General features: G+C 53.7%; 11 protein-coding genes. 10 read left to right on the top strand and 1 reads right to left on the bottom strand.

Going from position 1 to position 15,953, the window contains the following annotated elements; genetic code table 11:
* Nucleotides 1-57 precede the first annotated feature (57 nt).
* The 4 genes from KHW85_RS06095 (at nt 58) to KHW85_RS06110 (ending at nt 5,712) form a co-directional block, all read left to right on the top strand.
* Nucleotides 58-1,371: a DUF349 domain-containing protein gene (locus KHW85_RS06095; protein WP_291459188.1), complete on the top strand. Its 1,314-nt coding sequence runs from the start codon at nt 58-60 to the stop codon at nt 1,369-1,371.
* A complete protein-coding gene (locus KHW85_RS06100; protein ID WP_291459189.1) occupies nt 1,368-2,111 on the top strand; it encodes an MBL fold metallo-hydrolase in 744 nt (247 codons plus the stop codon). The genes KHW85_RS06095 and KHW85_RS06100 overlap by 4 nt, the downstream gene beginning before the upstream one ends.
* A gap of 65 nt (nt 2,112-2,176) precedes the next feature.
* A complete protein-coding gene (gene hisS, locus KHW85_RS06105) occupies nt 2,177-3,532 on the top strand; it encodes a histidine--tRNA ligase (protein ID WP_291459190.1) in 1,356 nt (451 codons plus the stop codon).
* A 191-nt stretch (nt 3,533-3,723) separates the two neighbouring features.
* Nucleotides 3,724-5,712 carry a DEAD/DEAH box helicase gene (locus KHW85_RS06110; protein ID WP_291459191.1) on the top strand — a complete coding sequence of 663 codons (1,989 nt, stop codon included), beginning with the start codon at nt 3,724-3,726 and terminating at the stop codon, nt 5,710-5,712.
* Between the two features lie 12 nt (nt 5,713-5,724).
* Here the strand turns inward: KHW85_RS06110 and KHW85_RS06115 are convergent, their stop codons facing one another.
* Nucleotides 5,725-7,107, bottom strand: coding sequence for an MFS transporter (locus tag KHW85_RS06115; protein WP_291459192.1), 1,383 nt, complete (start codon nt 7,105-7,107; stop codon nt 5,725-5,727).
* A 196-nt stretch (nt 7,108-7,303) separates the two neighbouring features.
* Here KHW85_RS06115 and aspS point away from each other — a divergent pair, with 196 nt between their 5' ends.
* The 6 genes from aspS to rpsD all read left to right on the top strand — a co-directional run bounded on the left by aspS (nt 7,304) and on the right by rpsD (nt 15,928).
* Nucleotides 7,304-9,112, top strand: coding sequence for an aspartate--tRNA ligase (gene aspS / locus KHW85_RS06120; protein WP_291459193.1), 1,809 nt, complete (start codon nt 7,304-7,306; stop codon nt 9,110-9,112).
* Nucleotides 9,113-9,268: 156 nt separating this feature from the next.
* Nucleotides 9,269-11,644, top strand: a complete 2,376-nt coding sequence (locus KHW85_RS06125; RefSeq protein ID WP_291459194.1) for a TIM-barrel domain-containing protein — start codon at nt 9,269-9,271, stop codon at nt 11,642-11,644.
* A 17-nt stretch (nt 11,645-11,661) separates the two neighbouring features.
* Complete coding sequence (locus KHW85_RS06130; RefSeq protein ID WP_291459195.1) at nt 11,662-12,279, top strand: L-threonylcarbamoyladenylate synthase; 618 nt, start codon at nt 11,662-11,664, stop codon at nt 12,277-12,279.
* 97 nt (nt 12,280-12,376) lie between these two features.
* Complete coding sequence (locus KHW85_RS06135; RefSeq protein ID WP_291459196.1) at nt 12,377-13,795, top strand: L,D-transpeptidase/peptidoglycan binding protein; 1,419 nt, start codon at nt 12,377-12,379, stop codon at nt 13,793-13,795.
* A gap of 12 nt (nt 13,796-13,807) precedes the next feature.
* Entirely contained in the window at nt 13,808-15,184 is a 1,377-nt protein-coding gene (locus tag KHW85_RS06140; protein WP_291459197.1) for a replication-associated recombination protein A, read from the top strand.
* Nucleotides 15,185-15,304: 120 nt separating this feature from the next.
* The gene (gene rpsD, locus KHW85_RS06145) at nt 15,305-15,928 is read left to right on the top strand and encodes a 30S ribosomal protein S4 (protein ID WP_009409474.1); all 624 of its coding nucleotides are present in this window, start codon (nt 15,305-15,307) and stop codon (nt 15,926-15,928) included.
* Nucleotides 15,929-15,953: the final 25 nt, after the last annotated feature.

Genomic DNA, 15,953 nt, shown 5'->3' on the forward strand with positions numbered 1-15,953 from the left:
GTGGAAAATCCATGCATCGCGTCGGATGGGAAACTGTCCCAACCTCGAAGGAATATCGTGACTACTTCGCCTGAAACCCAGGCCGTTGAGCCTGAAGTCGCCGCTGCACGTACTGTCGAACCGTCCGGATCGACCGAGCTTTCGATCGATTTTGGTCGAATTGATTCCCAGGGAAATGTGTGGGTTCAAGACGGTGATACTGAGCGAATGATCGGATCCTTCCCCGAGGGCCTTCCATCGGATCCTTTCGCGCTTTACACGCGTCGCTACGCGGATCTCGAAGCGACGATTAAGCTCTTTGAAGACCGTTTGTCGAGCCTTGGGCCGAAGGAGATCGACCAGACTCTTGCCACGCTCAAGGAAGCTGTCGAACAGCCCAATGCTATTGGTGATCTTCCGGCGCTGCGCACACGCGTCCAAGCTGTAGAGGAGCGGGCGCAAGCTCGTAAGGAAGAAGCGAAGGAAGAGCGTCGCCTCGCAAAGGAACACGCTCTGGAAGAGCGCACCGCTCTTGTTGAGCGTGCAGAGGCAATCCTCGCTAAAGAGTCCAGCAAGATTCACTGGAAGCAATCGGGTCAGGTCCTGCGCGATCTGCTTGAAGAATGGAAGCAGCTTCAGCGTCGTGGACCGCGCTTGGATAAGGCCGCAGAAGACGAACTGTGGAAGCGATTCTCTGCAACCCGCACGCAATTTGATCGTCGTCGTCGGCAGTATTTCTCTGAGCTCGATGAGCGACAGGGACAGGCAAAGCGCGTCAAGGAAGAGATTATTGCTCGTGCAGAAGCCTTGAAGGACTCGACCAACTGGGGTGAAACCTCCAATGCCTTCCGTGAATTGATGGAGCAATGGAAGCGCGCACCGCGTGCTTCTCGTCGTGAAGATGATGCACTGTGGGCACGTTTCCGCGCCGCCCAGCAGGCATTCTTCGATGCGCGTCACCGCAACGATCTTGCCGTTGATTCTGAGTACCAAGCAAACCTGAGTGCGAAAGAAGAACTCCTGAAGGAAGCTGAAGCGCTTCTGCCAATCACTGACCACGAAGAGGCCAAGTCTGCTCTGAGGTCAATTCAAGATCGTTGGGCTGAGATTGGTCGTGTTCCTTCAGAGCACTTCCGTAAGATCGAAGCCCGGCTTCGTGCGGTTGAAGATGAGCTTCGTAAGGCTGAAGAAGCTGAATGGCGCCGTACGAATCCAGAGACTCGTGCTCGTGCCACGGGAATGCTTGGTCAGCTTGAAGACCAGCTCGACCAGTTGCGCGCTGACCTCAAAGAAGCGAAGGCCTCGGCTGATGAGGCGAAGGTTCGCGAGCTGACGCAGGCACTGGAAACGAAGCAGGCTTGGTTCGATCAGATTTCCTCGTCGCTGTCGTGAACGAAAACATTCGAATCCACGTCATCCCCACTCCCTTCTATGGTGCGAATTGCTGTGTGATTACGCCGCAGTCTCAGGGAGACGGGCAGGTGGGAGCGCTTGTTGTTGATCCTTCTTTTGGTGTGCGTGAAGAAATTCGTCGGGCACTTGAGGAAGACGGAGCATATGTTGGCGCAGTTTTAGCAACGCACGGTCATGCTGACCATGTATGGGACTGCGCTGAGGTTGCGTCTTGGGCACCGGAGGGGCCTGCACCTGTCTGGATCCCCGGACCGGACGCATACCGCCTTGATGATCCAGCATCCTACGTTTCGCTCCCGCTTCCGGAAGAAGTGAGTGAAGGATGGCGTAAGCCCTCGGTTATCAAGGACTGCCCGGTCGACTCCTTTGAGTATGTTCCTGGCCTTGTTCTCCGTATGGTCCCAGCTCCTGGGCATACTGAGGGCTCGGCGCTTTTCTTGGGAGCCTCGGCACTGACTGTCTATTGGAATGGCGTGCGCGCTCTAGACACTGGGGTTGTTGTTCCGTGGGCCCTCAGTGGCGACGTTATCTTTGCCGGTTCGGTGGGACGAACTGATATGCCTGGCGGTGACGAGACCCAGATGCGGCACACTCTACGAACCCTTGCAAATGTGATTGATCCGCAGACGATTCTTTTCCCCGGGCACTCTGTAGCGACGACGATGGGTGACGAATTGGCGAATAATGCCTATCTACGTCGCGCGAAGAGCATCGGTTAATTTCTTTCTCGTCGTACCCGTGGCTCGGGCCGACAGCTGAGCTCCTCCGTGAAAGAATAGGGATTATGGCACGTACTTCACTTTCAGGATTTCCCGAGTGGCTCCCGCAGGGCCGCATTGTTGAACAAGCGATTCTTGATCACATCCGTTCTGTATTTGAGCTCCATGGATTTGCGGGTATCGAAACTCGAGCGGTTGAAACACTTGAACAGCTTCAATCCAAGGGCGAAACCTCGAAAGAGATCTATGTTCTGGATCGCCTACAGGCACTGAAAGATGAGGGACAGCGATCTTCCAAAGAACGCCAGATGGGCCTTCACTTTGACTTAACCGTGCCCTTCGCGAGATACGTCATTGAGAACGCAAACGAGCTGGATTTCCCCTTCAAGCGTTACCAGATTCAGAAGGTATGGCGTGGAGAACGCCCGCAGGATGGGCGTTTCCGTGAGTTTACTCAGGCTGATATCGATGTCGTTGGATTGGGGGAGTTGCCCTTCCACTACGAAGTTGATCTTCCTCTTGTCATGGCCGAGGCCTTGATGTCTTTACCGATCCCACCTGTTCATGTTCTCGTGAACAACCGAAAGGTTGTTCAGGGAGTTTGTGAAGGCATTGGAGTGAGTGATGTTGAATCGGCACTTCGGGGATTGGACAAGCTCGACAAGATCGGCCCAGAGGGTGTGAGGGAAGAACTGGTCGAGGCAGGGTTGAGCCCCGAGCAGATTGACGTTCTTCTACGCATGGCGAAGATTCGTACCGAAGATGCTTCACGTCTTCAGCAGGAAGTTGCTGATTTAGGTGTTTCCAGTGAAACTCTTGATCAAGGGCTCAGCGAGCTTTGCGCTCTTGTTGACGAGGCAAATGCTGCAATTCCGGGAGTCATCATTGCTGATCTCAAGATTGCTCGTGGCCTCGACTATTACACCGGTTCGGTTTACGAAAGCGAAATTGTGGGTCATGAAGATCTTGGCTCTATTTGCTCCGGTGGGCGCTATGACTCACTTGCTAAGGACGGGAAGCGGACCTACCCGGGAGTAGGACTCTCAATTGGTGTTTCTCGTCTCGTCTCGCGAATTCTTTCGCAGGATATGGTTTCCGCTTCGCGGAAAGTACCGACCTGTGTCGTTATTGCCGTTGCCGATGAGTCAGAGCGTCGACACTGCAATGCTTTGGCAACTATTTTGCGTAGGCGTGGTATTCCAACCGATGTGGCGCCTAGCGCCGCAAAATTCGGCAAGCAAATTAAGTTCGCCGATAAACGAGGAATCCCCTTCGTATGGTTCCCCGGTTCGGATGGAAGCGCAGATACTGTGAAGGACATTCGCTCAGGCGAACAGGTAGAGGCTGACATCTACAGTTGGCAACCTCCTGAAGATGATGTGCGTCCTGCGATCCGACCTACGGATGAAACGGATCTCTAAGTTGTTTTAGTGCCTTCGGTGTTAGATCTCACCGAAGGCACTACTGTTTCTGGAGCATTGACCTGATAGCCTTGCTAGGCAACGAGGCGCTACCCAATGGTGGTCGAGCATAGCCTCGGCGGTGAAAACGGTGTGGGGTTGCGCTTCATCCGTGAAGTCGACCCTGAGCGACGCTAATCGTAAGGAAAACTGTGTCCACTGCACCCGAAAACACTTCCGAAACTACTTTTGCAGATCTTGGACTGCCCGATGATCTCCTCAAAGCCATCACCAACATGGGCTATGAGGTTCCAACCCCTATCCAGGCTGAGGCAATCCCGGCGCTTCGTGACTTCCATGATGTCGTTGGAATTGCTCAGACGGGAACTGGAAAGACCGCGGCCTTTGGCCTGCCGCTCTTAGCTTTGATTGATTCAGAGCAACGTCATGTGCAGGCACTTGTTCTTGCACCTACGCGCGAATTGGCCATGCAGTCCGCTCAGGCGATTTCTGACTTTGCCGCTCAGAGCCGTGATATCGACGTCGTGCCCGTCTATGGGGGCTCCGCCTACGGTCCTCAGATCGGCGCGCTTAAGCGCGGTGCACAGGTCGTTGTCGGCACTCCCGGCCGCGTGATCGACCTTATTGAGAAAGGCGCGTTGGATCTCAGCAACGTCGTTATGTTGGTGCTTGACGAAGCAGATGAAATGCTCCGTATGGGCTTTGCAGAGGACGTCGAGACAATTACCGCCTCAGTTCCTGATGATCGTTTGACCGCCCTCTTTTCTGCCACCATGCCAGCCGCAATTGAAAAAATTGCGCAAACGCATTTGAAGGATCCTCTGAAGATTGCTGTTTCTGAAGAGTCTTCAACTGTTGATACGATTCACCAAACCTATGCTGTTGTTCCTTACAAGCACAAGATTGGTGCGCTTTCGCGTGTTCTTGCTACTCGTGCTCAACACCAGAGCGCGCAAGAATCTGACGCTGCAATTGTCTTCGTCCGCACGCGTCTGGATGTTGAGGAAATTGCTCTTGAACTGAACTCGCGAGGGTTTAAAGCCGCAGGTATTTCGGGTGATGTCGCACAGACCGAACGCGAACGCATGGTGGAACGCCTCAAGAACGGCTCCCTTGATGTTCTGGTTGCAACCGATGTTGCCGCTCGAGGCCTCGACGTTGAACGAATTGGTTTGGTCGTCAACTTTGATGTTCCCCGTGAAGCAGAAGCTTATGTACACCGAATTGGACGTACTGGGCGCGCCGGGCGCGAAGGGCGCTCGTTGACCTTCTTCACGCCTCGGGAACATGGTCGACTTCGCAAGATCGAGAAGCTTACCGGTACCCCCATGGAAGAGGTTGAGATTCCTTCACCCGCTGCTGTCTCGCAGTTCAGAGCCAGCAGAATCTTGGATGCCATTGGCGCACGTATTGAACGTGGACGACTTGATCTTTATCGGCAGCTTCTTGATGAGGTCCATGACACGACCTCATTGGATATTGAGGATATTGCGGCCGCACTTCTTGCCCAGGCAGTGGGGGATGAAGGACCCGCTGCACGCATTGCCGAGGACCGTCGTGGTAATGGAAAGATTCGTCGCGAGGAAGAACTTGATGAATCGGGCGAATTTTCACGCGCACACTTTGAGGGCGGGCGCGACAACGACCGCCCACTCAAGGCGCGTAAACAGGGGGCTTCGCCTCGGCACGCAGTTGGGACCGGTACGCGCTACCGCATCGAGGTGGGGAAGAAAGACCGCGTCAAGCCCGGTGCGATTGTCGGCGCCATCACTGGTGAAGGTGGTATCGCCGGTGCAGATATCGGTCATATTGATATCTACCCGACCTTCTCTCTAGTCGAAATTCATACAGACCTTCGTCCGGATGCCATGGCTCGGATTTCAAAGGCGCATGTTTCAGGACGTGCACTGAGAATCCGTGTCGATGAGGGACCCGATGGGAAGGCTCATTCCCCGAGGAAGGCTGCGCTTTCACGAAAAGATTCCCGAGATTCTGCGAAGTCCCGCACGGAGCGCGGACGTGGGCACCGTTTAGGCCATGGAGATGATCATCGTCGTGATGATCGCCGAGGCAGTCGCGAGTTCGGCGAAAAGTCCTCCTTGAGGGGTGGGAGAGCTACCCAACCTCAGCGGAAATCGGCCTCGAAGAAGCTGGGGAAGGGACGCCGTTTCGGACGTTGAGCGCCAACTAGATCACTGAGCAGACGCGCGGGGGAGAAGATCTTCCTCGCGCGTTCTCATTGCTGCAAATACGCCGACAATAGCAATTCCGAGCGCGATTAAGGTTGCGGGGAGATAAGCAATAGGGCCTGTGAAGCCGATAGCGTTCCAGAGAGCCAGCGCAAGAGAAACAAAAGCGAGCTCGACGGCTGCGCCAGCTGAATCGGCAACCTGAAGCCACGAGGATGCTCGTCCGTGCATTGAAGGATCGGTTGAGCCAAGCGTGAGATCTGAAATCGTCGAGTGGGTGAGGCCAACACCAAGTCCAGCAAGGAGCCAGGCGATGAAGATTGGCCAGTGAGGGGCGGATGTCTGGAGAAGCATTGTTAGTGGCGCCAGGCCAATGACAACAAAGACCATTCCGATTCGCGGGAGCCTTAACCGACTTGTGCCTACGTGGATATGAGATTGGATGACCGAACCGGCAGCCCACGACAGAGCACTAGCAGTAACGACGAGTGAGGCTGAACTCGGAGTCCAGCCCTGAACACGTTGGAGAAGTAAAGGCAGTACAACTTCTGCGCCTGTTACCGCTCCCATCATGAGCAAACGAGTCACGACTAGTGCTGGGATGCCACGCTTCAGAGTAAAAGAGCCAGGCGGGAGAAGGCGCGGAAGCGTTATGGCGGAGAGCGTAAGACCTGCAGAGCCCACAAGCAGCATTGTCCAGATTGAAGTAAAAGTACCCGAAATCTGTAAAAGAAATACACCAATACCGCTGCCCAGTGCCAGTCGGAGAAAACGCGAAGAAGGTGGAACTCCTTGAGATGGGACCGAGAACTTTTTAAGAACTGAATGAAGTGGGATCACGCCGAATACTGCGAGGAGAGGAGCTACACCAAAAACCACTCTCCATCCGATATGCGTCACGATTAGTCCGGCAAGGGCAGGTCCTACGAGGGAAGGAAAGACCCACGACAGGGAGAAAGCTGCAAAGTAGCGTGGACGATGCAGGGGGGTGGCTATTGCTCCGACAAGGACGTAGAGCGGGACAATGATAAATCCACCACCCAGTCCTTGGATGAGCCGACCGAGAACGAATACTGCGATATGGGGGGCGAAAGTACTTACTAATAGTCCTACGCAGAAAAGCCCTAATCCCCAAGCAAATACCTTTTTCACGCCCAATGCATCGCTGAGACCTCCTGCCTGGACGTTTGCAATCAAGTTTGTAATCAGAGCAGCACCCGAAGAAACTGCGAACCAGGAATCTGCATGGAAAGAGGCAACGACGTTCGGCATGATCGTGGTCGTTGCAAGCGATTCAAAAGCGGAAAGCGTAATCAAGACGACGGAGGAGAGCATGAGTCCTTTTTCCGCACTTGACCATGCCTCAGCTCGAGGATGTGGGGACATGACATTATCCTTGCATATTTCGTCTGAGACCTTGGTCAGTGTCTACAAAAGGTGCAGCACAGCAAATTATTGGTGAACAAAATCAAACGAATGAACTCAAGGTGTCGACTCGTTGATCAAGGTGTGGGGGAGCAATGGGGGTATTATGTCCGTGCCGCCGCTCGTCTCGCGGATGGTACCAACGAAAGGAAAAACAGTGCTTCGCACTCACAATATTGGAACGCTTGGCCTCGACCTTGTCGGCCAAACCGTCACTCTGACCGGATGGGTCGATCGACGCCGCGACCACGGCGGTGTCGCATTCATTGATCTCCGTGATGCTTCCGGAATTGCGCAGGTGGTTGTTCGCGATGAACGCGTTGCCCACGAATTGCGCAGCGAGTTCGTTTTGAAAGTGACCGGAGAGGTCTGTGCTCGTCCTGAAGGCAACGAGAACCCGAATCTCGCAACGGGTGCTATTGAAGTCATGGGTGACGATATTGAAATTCTCAATACTTCTGCGCCACTTCCTTTCCAGGTGTCCTCCAACGCGGAAGATTCAGGCAACGTCGGTGAAGAAACGCGTTTGAAGTATCGCTATCTTGATCTGCGTCGTGAACCTGAGCAGTACGCTCTGCGCCTACGTTCGAAGGTTTCACGCGCTGCTCGCGATACTCTCTACGCTCATGATTTCGTCGAAATTGAAACGCCGACGCTGACACGTTCCACCCCTGAAGGCGCGCGCGACTTTATTGTTCCCGCTCGTCTGTCACCCGGTTCTTGGTATGCGCTACCGCAGTCCCCGCAGCTTTTCAAGCAGATGCTGATGGTTGCCGGAATGGAACGTTACTTCCAGATTGCACGCTGCTATCGTGATGAAGACTTCCGTGCGGATCGTCAGCCGGAATTCACCCAGCTTGATATTGAGATGAGCTTCGTCGATCAGGACGACGTCATCGCCGTTGCAGAAGAGATCTTGAAGAATGTCTGGGCCCTCATTGGGTACGATCTCCAGACCCCGATCCCTCGCATGACGTACAAGGACGCGATGGAGCAATACGGCTCTGATAAGCCTGATCTTCGTTTCGGATACCAGCTTGTTGATCTGACCGAGTACTTCAAGGACACGACTTTCCGAGTCTTCCAGGCACCCTACGTTGGTGCTGTCGTAATGCCCGGCGGCGGCTCCCAGCCTCGCCGTACCTTCGACAAGTGGCAGGAATGGGCCAAGGCACGTGGGGCCAAGGGACTTGCTTATGTCACTCTTGATGAGGAAGGCACCCTTGGCGGTCCGGTTGCAAAGAACATTACTGAAGCCGAGCGCGCTGGCCTCGCGGAGGCTACTGGCGCTAAGCCCGGTGACTGTATTTTCTTCGCCGCTGGCAAGCCCACTGCCTCGCGCGAGCTGCTCGGCGCCGCCCGCCTCGAGATCGGTAAGCGCTGCAACCTGATCGATCCTGATGCGTGGGCGTTTACTTGGGTTGTCGACGCACCTCTCTTCAAGCCGACCGGAGATGCCGTGGCCGAAGGTGACGTTGCTCTTGGACACAGTGCATGGACTGCTGTCCACCACGCCTTTACCTCGCCGAAGCCTGAATGGCTGGATTCTTTCGATCAGGATCCCGGAAATGCTTTGGCCTATGCCTATGACATTGTCTGCAACGGTAATGAAATCGGTGGTGGCTCGATCCGTATTCACCGTCGCGATATCCAAAACCGCGTCTTCAAGGTCATGGGTATTGGTGAGGAAGAAGCACAAACCCAGTTTGGATTCCTTCTTGATGCATTCAAGTTCGGAGCTCCTCCGCACGGCGGCATTGCCTTCGGGTGGGACCGAATTGTTTCGTTGCTTACCAAGTCTGAATCAATTCGCGACGTCATTGCCTTCCCCAAGTCGGGTGGCGGATACGATCCGTTGACCGATGCTCCTGCGCCGATTACTCCTGCTCAGCGCAAGGAGGCTGGTGTTGATGCGAAGCCGAAGAAGCGCGGCGAAGAGGACTCTGAAACTAGCACTGAAAAGTAAAGGTCTTTTCGGCTAATTTCTGGCAAGTTTCCGGGGTGGTTGATGCGAATCAACCACCCCGGATTTTATTGCTCAGTGAATAGGCAGATCTGGAAGTGAAAGACTAATCTTGGTAGTCAACAGGGTTCAATGCCGATTCCTCAGGAGTGATACGTGATGGCGCTTCTTCCACCTCATTTGCTACCTTCACCAATTCAGGTGCCTCCCGCCGAGCAAGTGATTGAAGGCCCACAGTGGAGGATCGAAATTCTCTCTGACACTGTGATCCGCCTTGAATGGGATCCGAGCGCTGAATTCCTTGACGGACCGACTCAAATGATGGCATGGCGCAAGTGCCTACCTGTGAAGGATCTACGTATCGATCGTGACGAATTCGGCGGCGTAGTTATTGAGACTCCACACATGTCCTTCCACTATGACGGCAAGGAACCCAGCTCCAATGGATTGTGGGCTCAAGTAAGGGAAGAAGATAGCTGGGGTGGAACCTGGCGTTGGGGGACTGACGCGGAATTTCCCTGGATTCAAGGAAGAAACCTTCGCGGGACAACCAGAACACTGGACACGGTCGATGGACGCTGTGAACTGGATAAAGGTGTTGTTGATGGCCGTGGCATAACATCGTTAATTGATGGCACCTGTCCGGTCTCTTGTGATGGAGTCTTCCTTGCGGTGCGTCCGGAGCACTTGGACATTTACGTTTTCGCCTGCGGTCCCGATTTTCCCGAGGCCGTGCGTTCCTTCTTCCGCTTAAGCGGTCCTCAAGCGATTCTGCCCCGCTATGCCTTAGGAAATTGGTGGAGCAGATATCACCGCTACTCAGATGAAGAATATTTGGAAGTGATGAGTGAATTTGCTCGTCACGATGTTCCGCTTGCAGTCGCTGTTATCGATATGGATTGGCATATCACCAACCCTCCCGCGGGAGCTGGGTCAGGTTGGACAGGGTACACCTGGGATCCTGAGCTTTTCCCAGATCCAGGAAAGTTCCTTGATGCTTTGCATGAGAATGGTCTTCACACCTCGCTCAATCTTCACCCCGCTGATGGCATTCGATATTTTGAAGAGGGATATGAGCGCTTAGCCCAAAGAATGGGCGTAGATCCAGAAAGTAAAAAGACAATCCTCTTTGAACCAGCGAATCCCAATTTTATGCTGGCGTATTTTGAAGAGATTCTGCACCCACTTGAAGATCAAGGGGTTGATTTCTGGTGGGTCGACTGGCAACAAGGCGAGCATACAAGCGTTCCTGGGCTTGACCCGTTGTGGGTTCTCAACCACTATCACTATCTTGATAATGCTCACCGACATGGTAGAGGGCTTACGCTTTCTCGCTATTGCGGACCAGGATCTCAGCGCTTTCCTCTGGGTTTTTCGGGAGATACCTACATCACTTGGGAATCGTTGCAGTTCCAGCCTGAGTTTACCGCCACTGCCTCAAATATCGGCTATGGCTGGTGGAGTCATGATATCGGTGGGCACATGCTTGGCGTACGCGATCCAGAATTGGAGACCCGTTGGATCCAAAGTGGTGTATTTAGCCCAATCATGCGTCTGCATTCGTCGAATAATCCATTCACGCGAAAGGAACCATGGGTTTTCGAAGAACCTCATTGCGCGATTCAAGAGGAATATCTACGTTTCCGACACCGATTGGTCGGGTATCTTCACTCCGAACAATTCCATGGTCGTGATGAGCTTCTCCCACTCGTTCGTCCGATGTATTGGGAGCATGATGGCCACGCTCAGGCTTGGGAGGTCCCAAATTGCTTCCGCTTTGGGCGTGAACTCATCGCTGCTCCAGTGACTGAACAGCTCTCTGAAGCCTCATGCCGGGGTCGCTCTGAAGCATGGCTACCAGAGGGCATGTGGGTTGACCTCATGACTAATATCGCCTATCAGGGCAATCGAAAGCTTTCGCTGTGGTCAGAGCTGTCGCGGACCCCGCTCTTTGCGCGAAGCGGATCAATCATTCCGCTTTGTGGAAGTGCGGCTGCTCCCGATGGTGAAGGCACGCTGGGAGTACTTGGACGCCAGGCTAATGTTGGAACCGGTAATCCTGAGGAAATTGAGCTACTGCTCGTTTGTGGAGCGGATGCAAGCTATGAGCTGGTTGAAGATCAAGATAGCGATGCTTCTCTTGTTCGTACGCTCTTTGAATGGGACGATGCTCGCCATAGACTCACCATTCATGGTGCCGATGGGGATCTGGATTCGATCCCGGTGCGACGAAAGATCCTCGTTCGTACCTATGGGCATGGAATCGATACCCAATTGACTGAGCTTGGTTTTATTGAAACGCGCACGGGTGCCAGTTTTGACTTGGAAGCGAAGCTGATGAGTGAAGAGGCTAAACGCTCAGAGCAGATTCGTCGGATTTTGACTCACGCGCGTTGTGAGGTTGAGACGCTCACGCGTCTCGACTCTACGTGGAATGAAGGTCGTGGTGCCTTCTTTGCTGCCTTAAGCGCTTCAGGCGTTGCCCCTGATTTGCGCGAAGCGCTTTTCCAAATCGCAATTGCATCAGATCTCTAAAGTATCGGGAGCAGATCATGTCCTATGTCGAGCTTCATCCAGTGAATCCTCAGACGCGACTTATTGATCGCGTTGTTGGCGTTCTTCGCGAGGGGGGTTTGATTGCACTGCCGACAGATTCTGGCTATGCGCTTGCCTGTCTTATGGGCAACAAATCGGGAATTGATCGAATTCGACAGATTCGCAAACTCGATGACAAACACAATTACTCGTTGCTTTGTGATGCTTTCTCGCGTCTGGGCGATTTGGTCATCATGGACAATTCGCAATTCCGGGCAATGAAAGCAACAACTCCCGGTCCGTATACATTCATCCTCCCCGGGACAAAAGAAGTTCCCAGAATGACACTGAATAAGAAGAAACACACCATCGGGGTGAGGATCCCTGACCACCGTGTTGTTCAGTCTCTTCTTGCTGCATTGGGGCAGCCCTTAGTTGCTTCATCGCTCATCCTTCCCGGTGAAGATCAGGTGATGAGTGATGGCTTCGATGTCGATGACAAAATCGGTGCACTTGTCGATTTGGTTGTTGTGGCTCCAGTAGGAGGAGACGAAGCAACATCGGTTATCGACTATACGGATGGCGTGGGACGAATTGCTCGACGCGGCGCAGGGGATACAAGTCTATGGGAGTAGCCTCCAAGGCTGAGTAAGCAGCATCACGGTTCTATTGTCTTTCTTGTCCCTTTTTTCGCCGTGTTTCCGCTCGAAGAACCGGTAGCATGAGAGAGCTATGAAGAAGCTTTCCCTCAAAGTGTGGACACTCCTTGGTCTATGCGGTCTGCTGTGCGCCGGTTTGGTGTTCTCAGGCTGGTTTTATTCTGCGCATGCGCTTCCGCGCACATCCATCGCAGGTCAGTCTTTCTCTTCCTCCTCGCGAGCTCAGGTTAACGACGCTTTGAAACAACGCGTCGAGTCCGCTCAAGTTACTTTGCAGTTGGGCGATACGACACAACAGGCTACCTTGGAGGACTTAGGGATCACTGTTGATGTCCCCGCGACAGTCGATGCTGCTTTCTCAGAGAACTCAGGTTTGGTCTCTCGTTTCCTCGGGATCTTCCGCTCTCGATCGATTACCCCTGTCGTCCACCTTGATAACGCCCAACTCTCTCGGTTCGGAGCTTCTTTAGCGCAGCGCGTGGGGACCCCTGTGAGTGACGCAGCTCTATCACCTAAGGAAGATGGATCAGGTTTTACGGTGGTTCCTTCTCATGAGGGTATTGCGCTGAATACTGCTGATCTTGCGAAAGTCCAGCAGGATGTCGCTCAAGATTTGGGTGCTTCCCCCAGGGCAATCAATGTTGAGGTTCAAGAACCGAAGATTAATACTCAGAGAGCTGAAGAAGCGCTTACTCAAGCGCAATCACTGATTGCTCCTAGCGTGACGATCACTGACGGTATTGACGATTTCACTGCGTCGAAGGCCGACAAGATGAAATGGGTCAAGGTGAGCGCAGAGGGCGAGCGTGCTGCTGTGCTTGATTCGGATGCACTATCAGCTTGGGTGAATGATCTCGCAAAATCGACGAACGTTGAATCCGAAAAAGGAATTCAGGGTGTTAATAGTCGTGGTGACGTTGTAGGCGTGCTCAAGGCCGGCACGGTTGGTTATCGTGCGAACAATACACAGTCTGTAATCTCCGGAATTGAGGATGCCCTCAATAATGGGAAGTCCTATTCCGGCGATTTTGATTACGACAAGATTCAGCCCGAGTATGATCGCCAAGATATTCCCGATGGCTACGGTGATGATGTTTACCAGGCTTCGGCCGGTGAAAAATGGATCGATATCGACTTGTCGAAAAACACGGTTTCTGCGTATGAAGGTCGGACAATAGTTCACGGTCCAACCCCGATGGTCCCGGGTGCGCCCAATACTCCAACCGTAACCGGTAAGTTCCATGTCTATTTGCAATACGCCTCTCAGACAATGGAAGGTGAAAATGCAGATGGAACCAATTACCGCACAGAAGGCGTTCCATGGGTCACCTACTTCTATGCGGGGTATGCGCTCCACGGTGCTCCGTGGCGTTCCTCTTTTGGATGGTCCGGTTACGGCGGCTCTCACGGGTGTGTGAATATGCCGGTTGACGGTGCTCACTGGATTTATGATTGGGCGGATAACGGGACGGTTGTCATCAGCCACTACTAAAGGGGAGTGAAAATGGATCTCTTTGATACGCAGGGGATCGAAGATTTCGGGACTCCGGTAGTTGATGACCATGCTCCACTCGCGGTCCGAATGCGCCCGCAAAGCGCTGATGAGATCGTTGGCCAGCAGCACCTTCTTAAGCCGGGATCACCGCTGCGTAGACTTCTCACTCCATCTACTGATTCCCCTGCGGGTTTAAGCTCCGTGTTTTTATGGGGCCCTCCGGGAACAGGAAAGACCACTCTTGCCTATCTGATTGCACGTGCTTCTGGTCGGCGTTTCTGTGAAGTTTCTGCAGTTACGTCCGGAGTAAAGGACCTTCGTGATGTGATCTCGCAGGCTCGACGAGGCCTGACAACAACGGGAGAAGAAACGATCCTCTTTGTTGATGAGGTTCATCGTTTTTCAAAATCGCAGCAGGACGCTCTTCTTCCAGCTGTCGAAAATCGTTGGGTAACCCTAGTAGCTGCAACGACAGAGAACCCATCCTTTTCGGTGATTTCTCCGCTTCTTTCTCGTTCCTTACTTCTTACTCTTCATGCGTTGAGCAGTGAAGATCTCTCCCTTCTTCTTGATCGTGCCTTAACAAGTGAATCGGGATTGAAATCTCTGTTTTCCCTATCTGCTGATGCCCGCTCAGCTTTGTTGCGCTTGGCCGGCGCCGATGCTCGCAAGGCCCTGACTCTTCTCGAGGCCGCCGCGGCCTCGTGCCTTGAGCGCGGGGGAGACGGCCAGGGAGTGGAAGAGGGGAGCGAGCCTCGGGAAATCGAAATCGCTGACGTTGAGAATGCTGCTAATCAGGCCTTAGTGCGTTGGGATCAAGATCAGCACTACGACGTGGCAAGCGCTTTCATTAAGTCGATGCGCGGATCTGATGTTGATGCCGCTATCCACTATCTTGCGCGCATGCTTGAAGCAGGTGAAGATCCGCGATTTATTGCGCGACGCATCATGATTTGCGCTGCGGAAGATGTCGGAATGGCGGCACCCGAAGTGCTCACCACGGCTGTTTCTGCAGCGCAAGCGGTTGCAATGGTCGGAATGCCGGAGGCGCGAATTATTCTGAGTGAAGCCGTAATTGCGGTAGCAGCAGCCCCAAAGTCTAATCGCGCTTACCTCGCTATTGACGAAGCGCTGAGGGATATCCGTCAAGGGAAAGGTGGGCCAGTTCCCACGCACCTCAGGGACGCTCATTACAGTGGTGCTCAAGCTCTTGGACACGGCGTTGACTACATTTATGCGCACGATGCACCTCATCATGTTGCGGCTCAGCACTATCTTCCTGAGGATCTTCGTGGGACGTCCTACTACCGTCCGACAACGAATGGTAATGAGGCCATGCTCGCGAAACGCTTAGCTGCGCTTCGCGAATTGCTCAAAGTACGTTAAACTGATCCGGTTGCCTTTATGGGCAACGTATACCTGGGGTCTTAGCCGACGGCGTTATGCCTGGAGTTGACCCCGCATTCGTTTTGCGAATGCGACATAAGAGACAGGAAAGGTCATTTAATGGCTCACAATCGTTCACGCAAGCAGGTGCGCGAGTCTCGCGCGCTGGGCTTTGCTCTCACCCCGAAGGCTGTTCGTTACTTCGAAAAGCGTCCGTATGGTCCCGGTGAACACGGTCGTACCCGTCGCCGCCAGGAATCTGACTACGCTGTTCGTCTGAAGGAAAAGCAGCGTTTGCGCGCTCAGTACGGCATTCGTGAGGCTCAGATGCGTCACGTCTTCGAAGAAGCACGTCGTACTGCTGGCCTGACCGGTGAGAACTTGGTCGAGCTCCTTGAAATGCGTCTTGACGCTCTGGTGCTGCGTGCAGGTTTTGCTCGCACCATCCAGCAGGCACGTCAGTTCGTCGTTCACCGTCACATCATGGTTGACGGCAAGATCGTCGATCGTCCTTCCTTCCGTGTGAAGCCGGGACAGACCCTGCAGGTCAAGCCGAAGTCTCAGACCAGCGTCCCCTTCGAGATTGCAGCTGAAGGCATCAACCAGGAAGCTCTTCCCGCAACTCCCGATTACCTGGACGTTGACATTGCTCGCCTGAAGGCAACGCTGGTGCGTCGCCCGAAGCGCGCTGAAGTTCCCGTCACCTGCGACGTGCAGATGGTCGTCGAACACTACTCGCGCTGAGTGTGTCTTCCAAGACCCCGAGGGT

This window comes from Actinomyces sp. oral taxon 181 (genome assembly GCF_018370895.1).
Classification (GTDB): Bacteria; Actinomycetota; Actinomycetes; order Actinomycetales; family Actinomycetaceae; genus Pauljensenia.

Bases quoted from the DNA above. Each gene is read 5' to 3' on its own strand.
- KHW85_RS06135 (WP_291459196.1), top strand. From the start codon at position 12,377: ATGAAGAAGCTTTCCCTCAAAGTGTGGACACTCCTTGGTCTATGCGGT.
- hisS (WP_291459190.1), top strand. From the start codon at position 2,177: ATGGCACGTACTTCACTTTCAGGATTTCCCGAGTGGCTCCCGCAGGGC.
- KHW85_RS06140 (WP_291459197.1), top strand. From the start codon at position 13,808: ATGGATCTCTTTGATACGCAGGGGATCGAAGATTTCGGGACTCCGGTA.
- KHW85_RS06115 (WP_291459192.1), bottom strand. From the start codon at position 7,107: ATGTCCCCACATCCTCGAGCTGAGGCATGGTCAAGTGCGGAAAAAGGA.
- KHW85_RS06125 (WP_291459194.1), top strand. From the start codon at position 9,269: ATGGCGCTTCTTCCACCTCATTTGCTACCTTCACCAATTCAGGTGCCT.
- KHW85_RS06130 (WP_291459195.1), top strand. From the start codon at position 11,662: ATGTCCTATGTCGAGCTTCATCCAGTGAATCCTCAGACGCGACTTATT.
- rpsD (WP_009409474.1), top strand. From the start codon at position 15,305: ATGGCTCACAATCGTTCACGCAAGCAGGTGCGCGAGTCTCGCGCGCTG.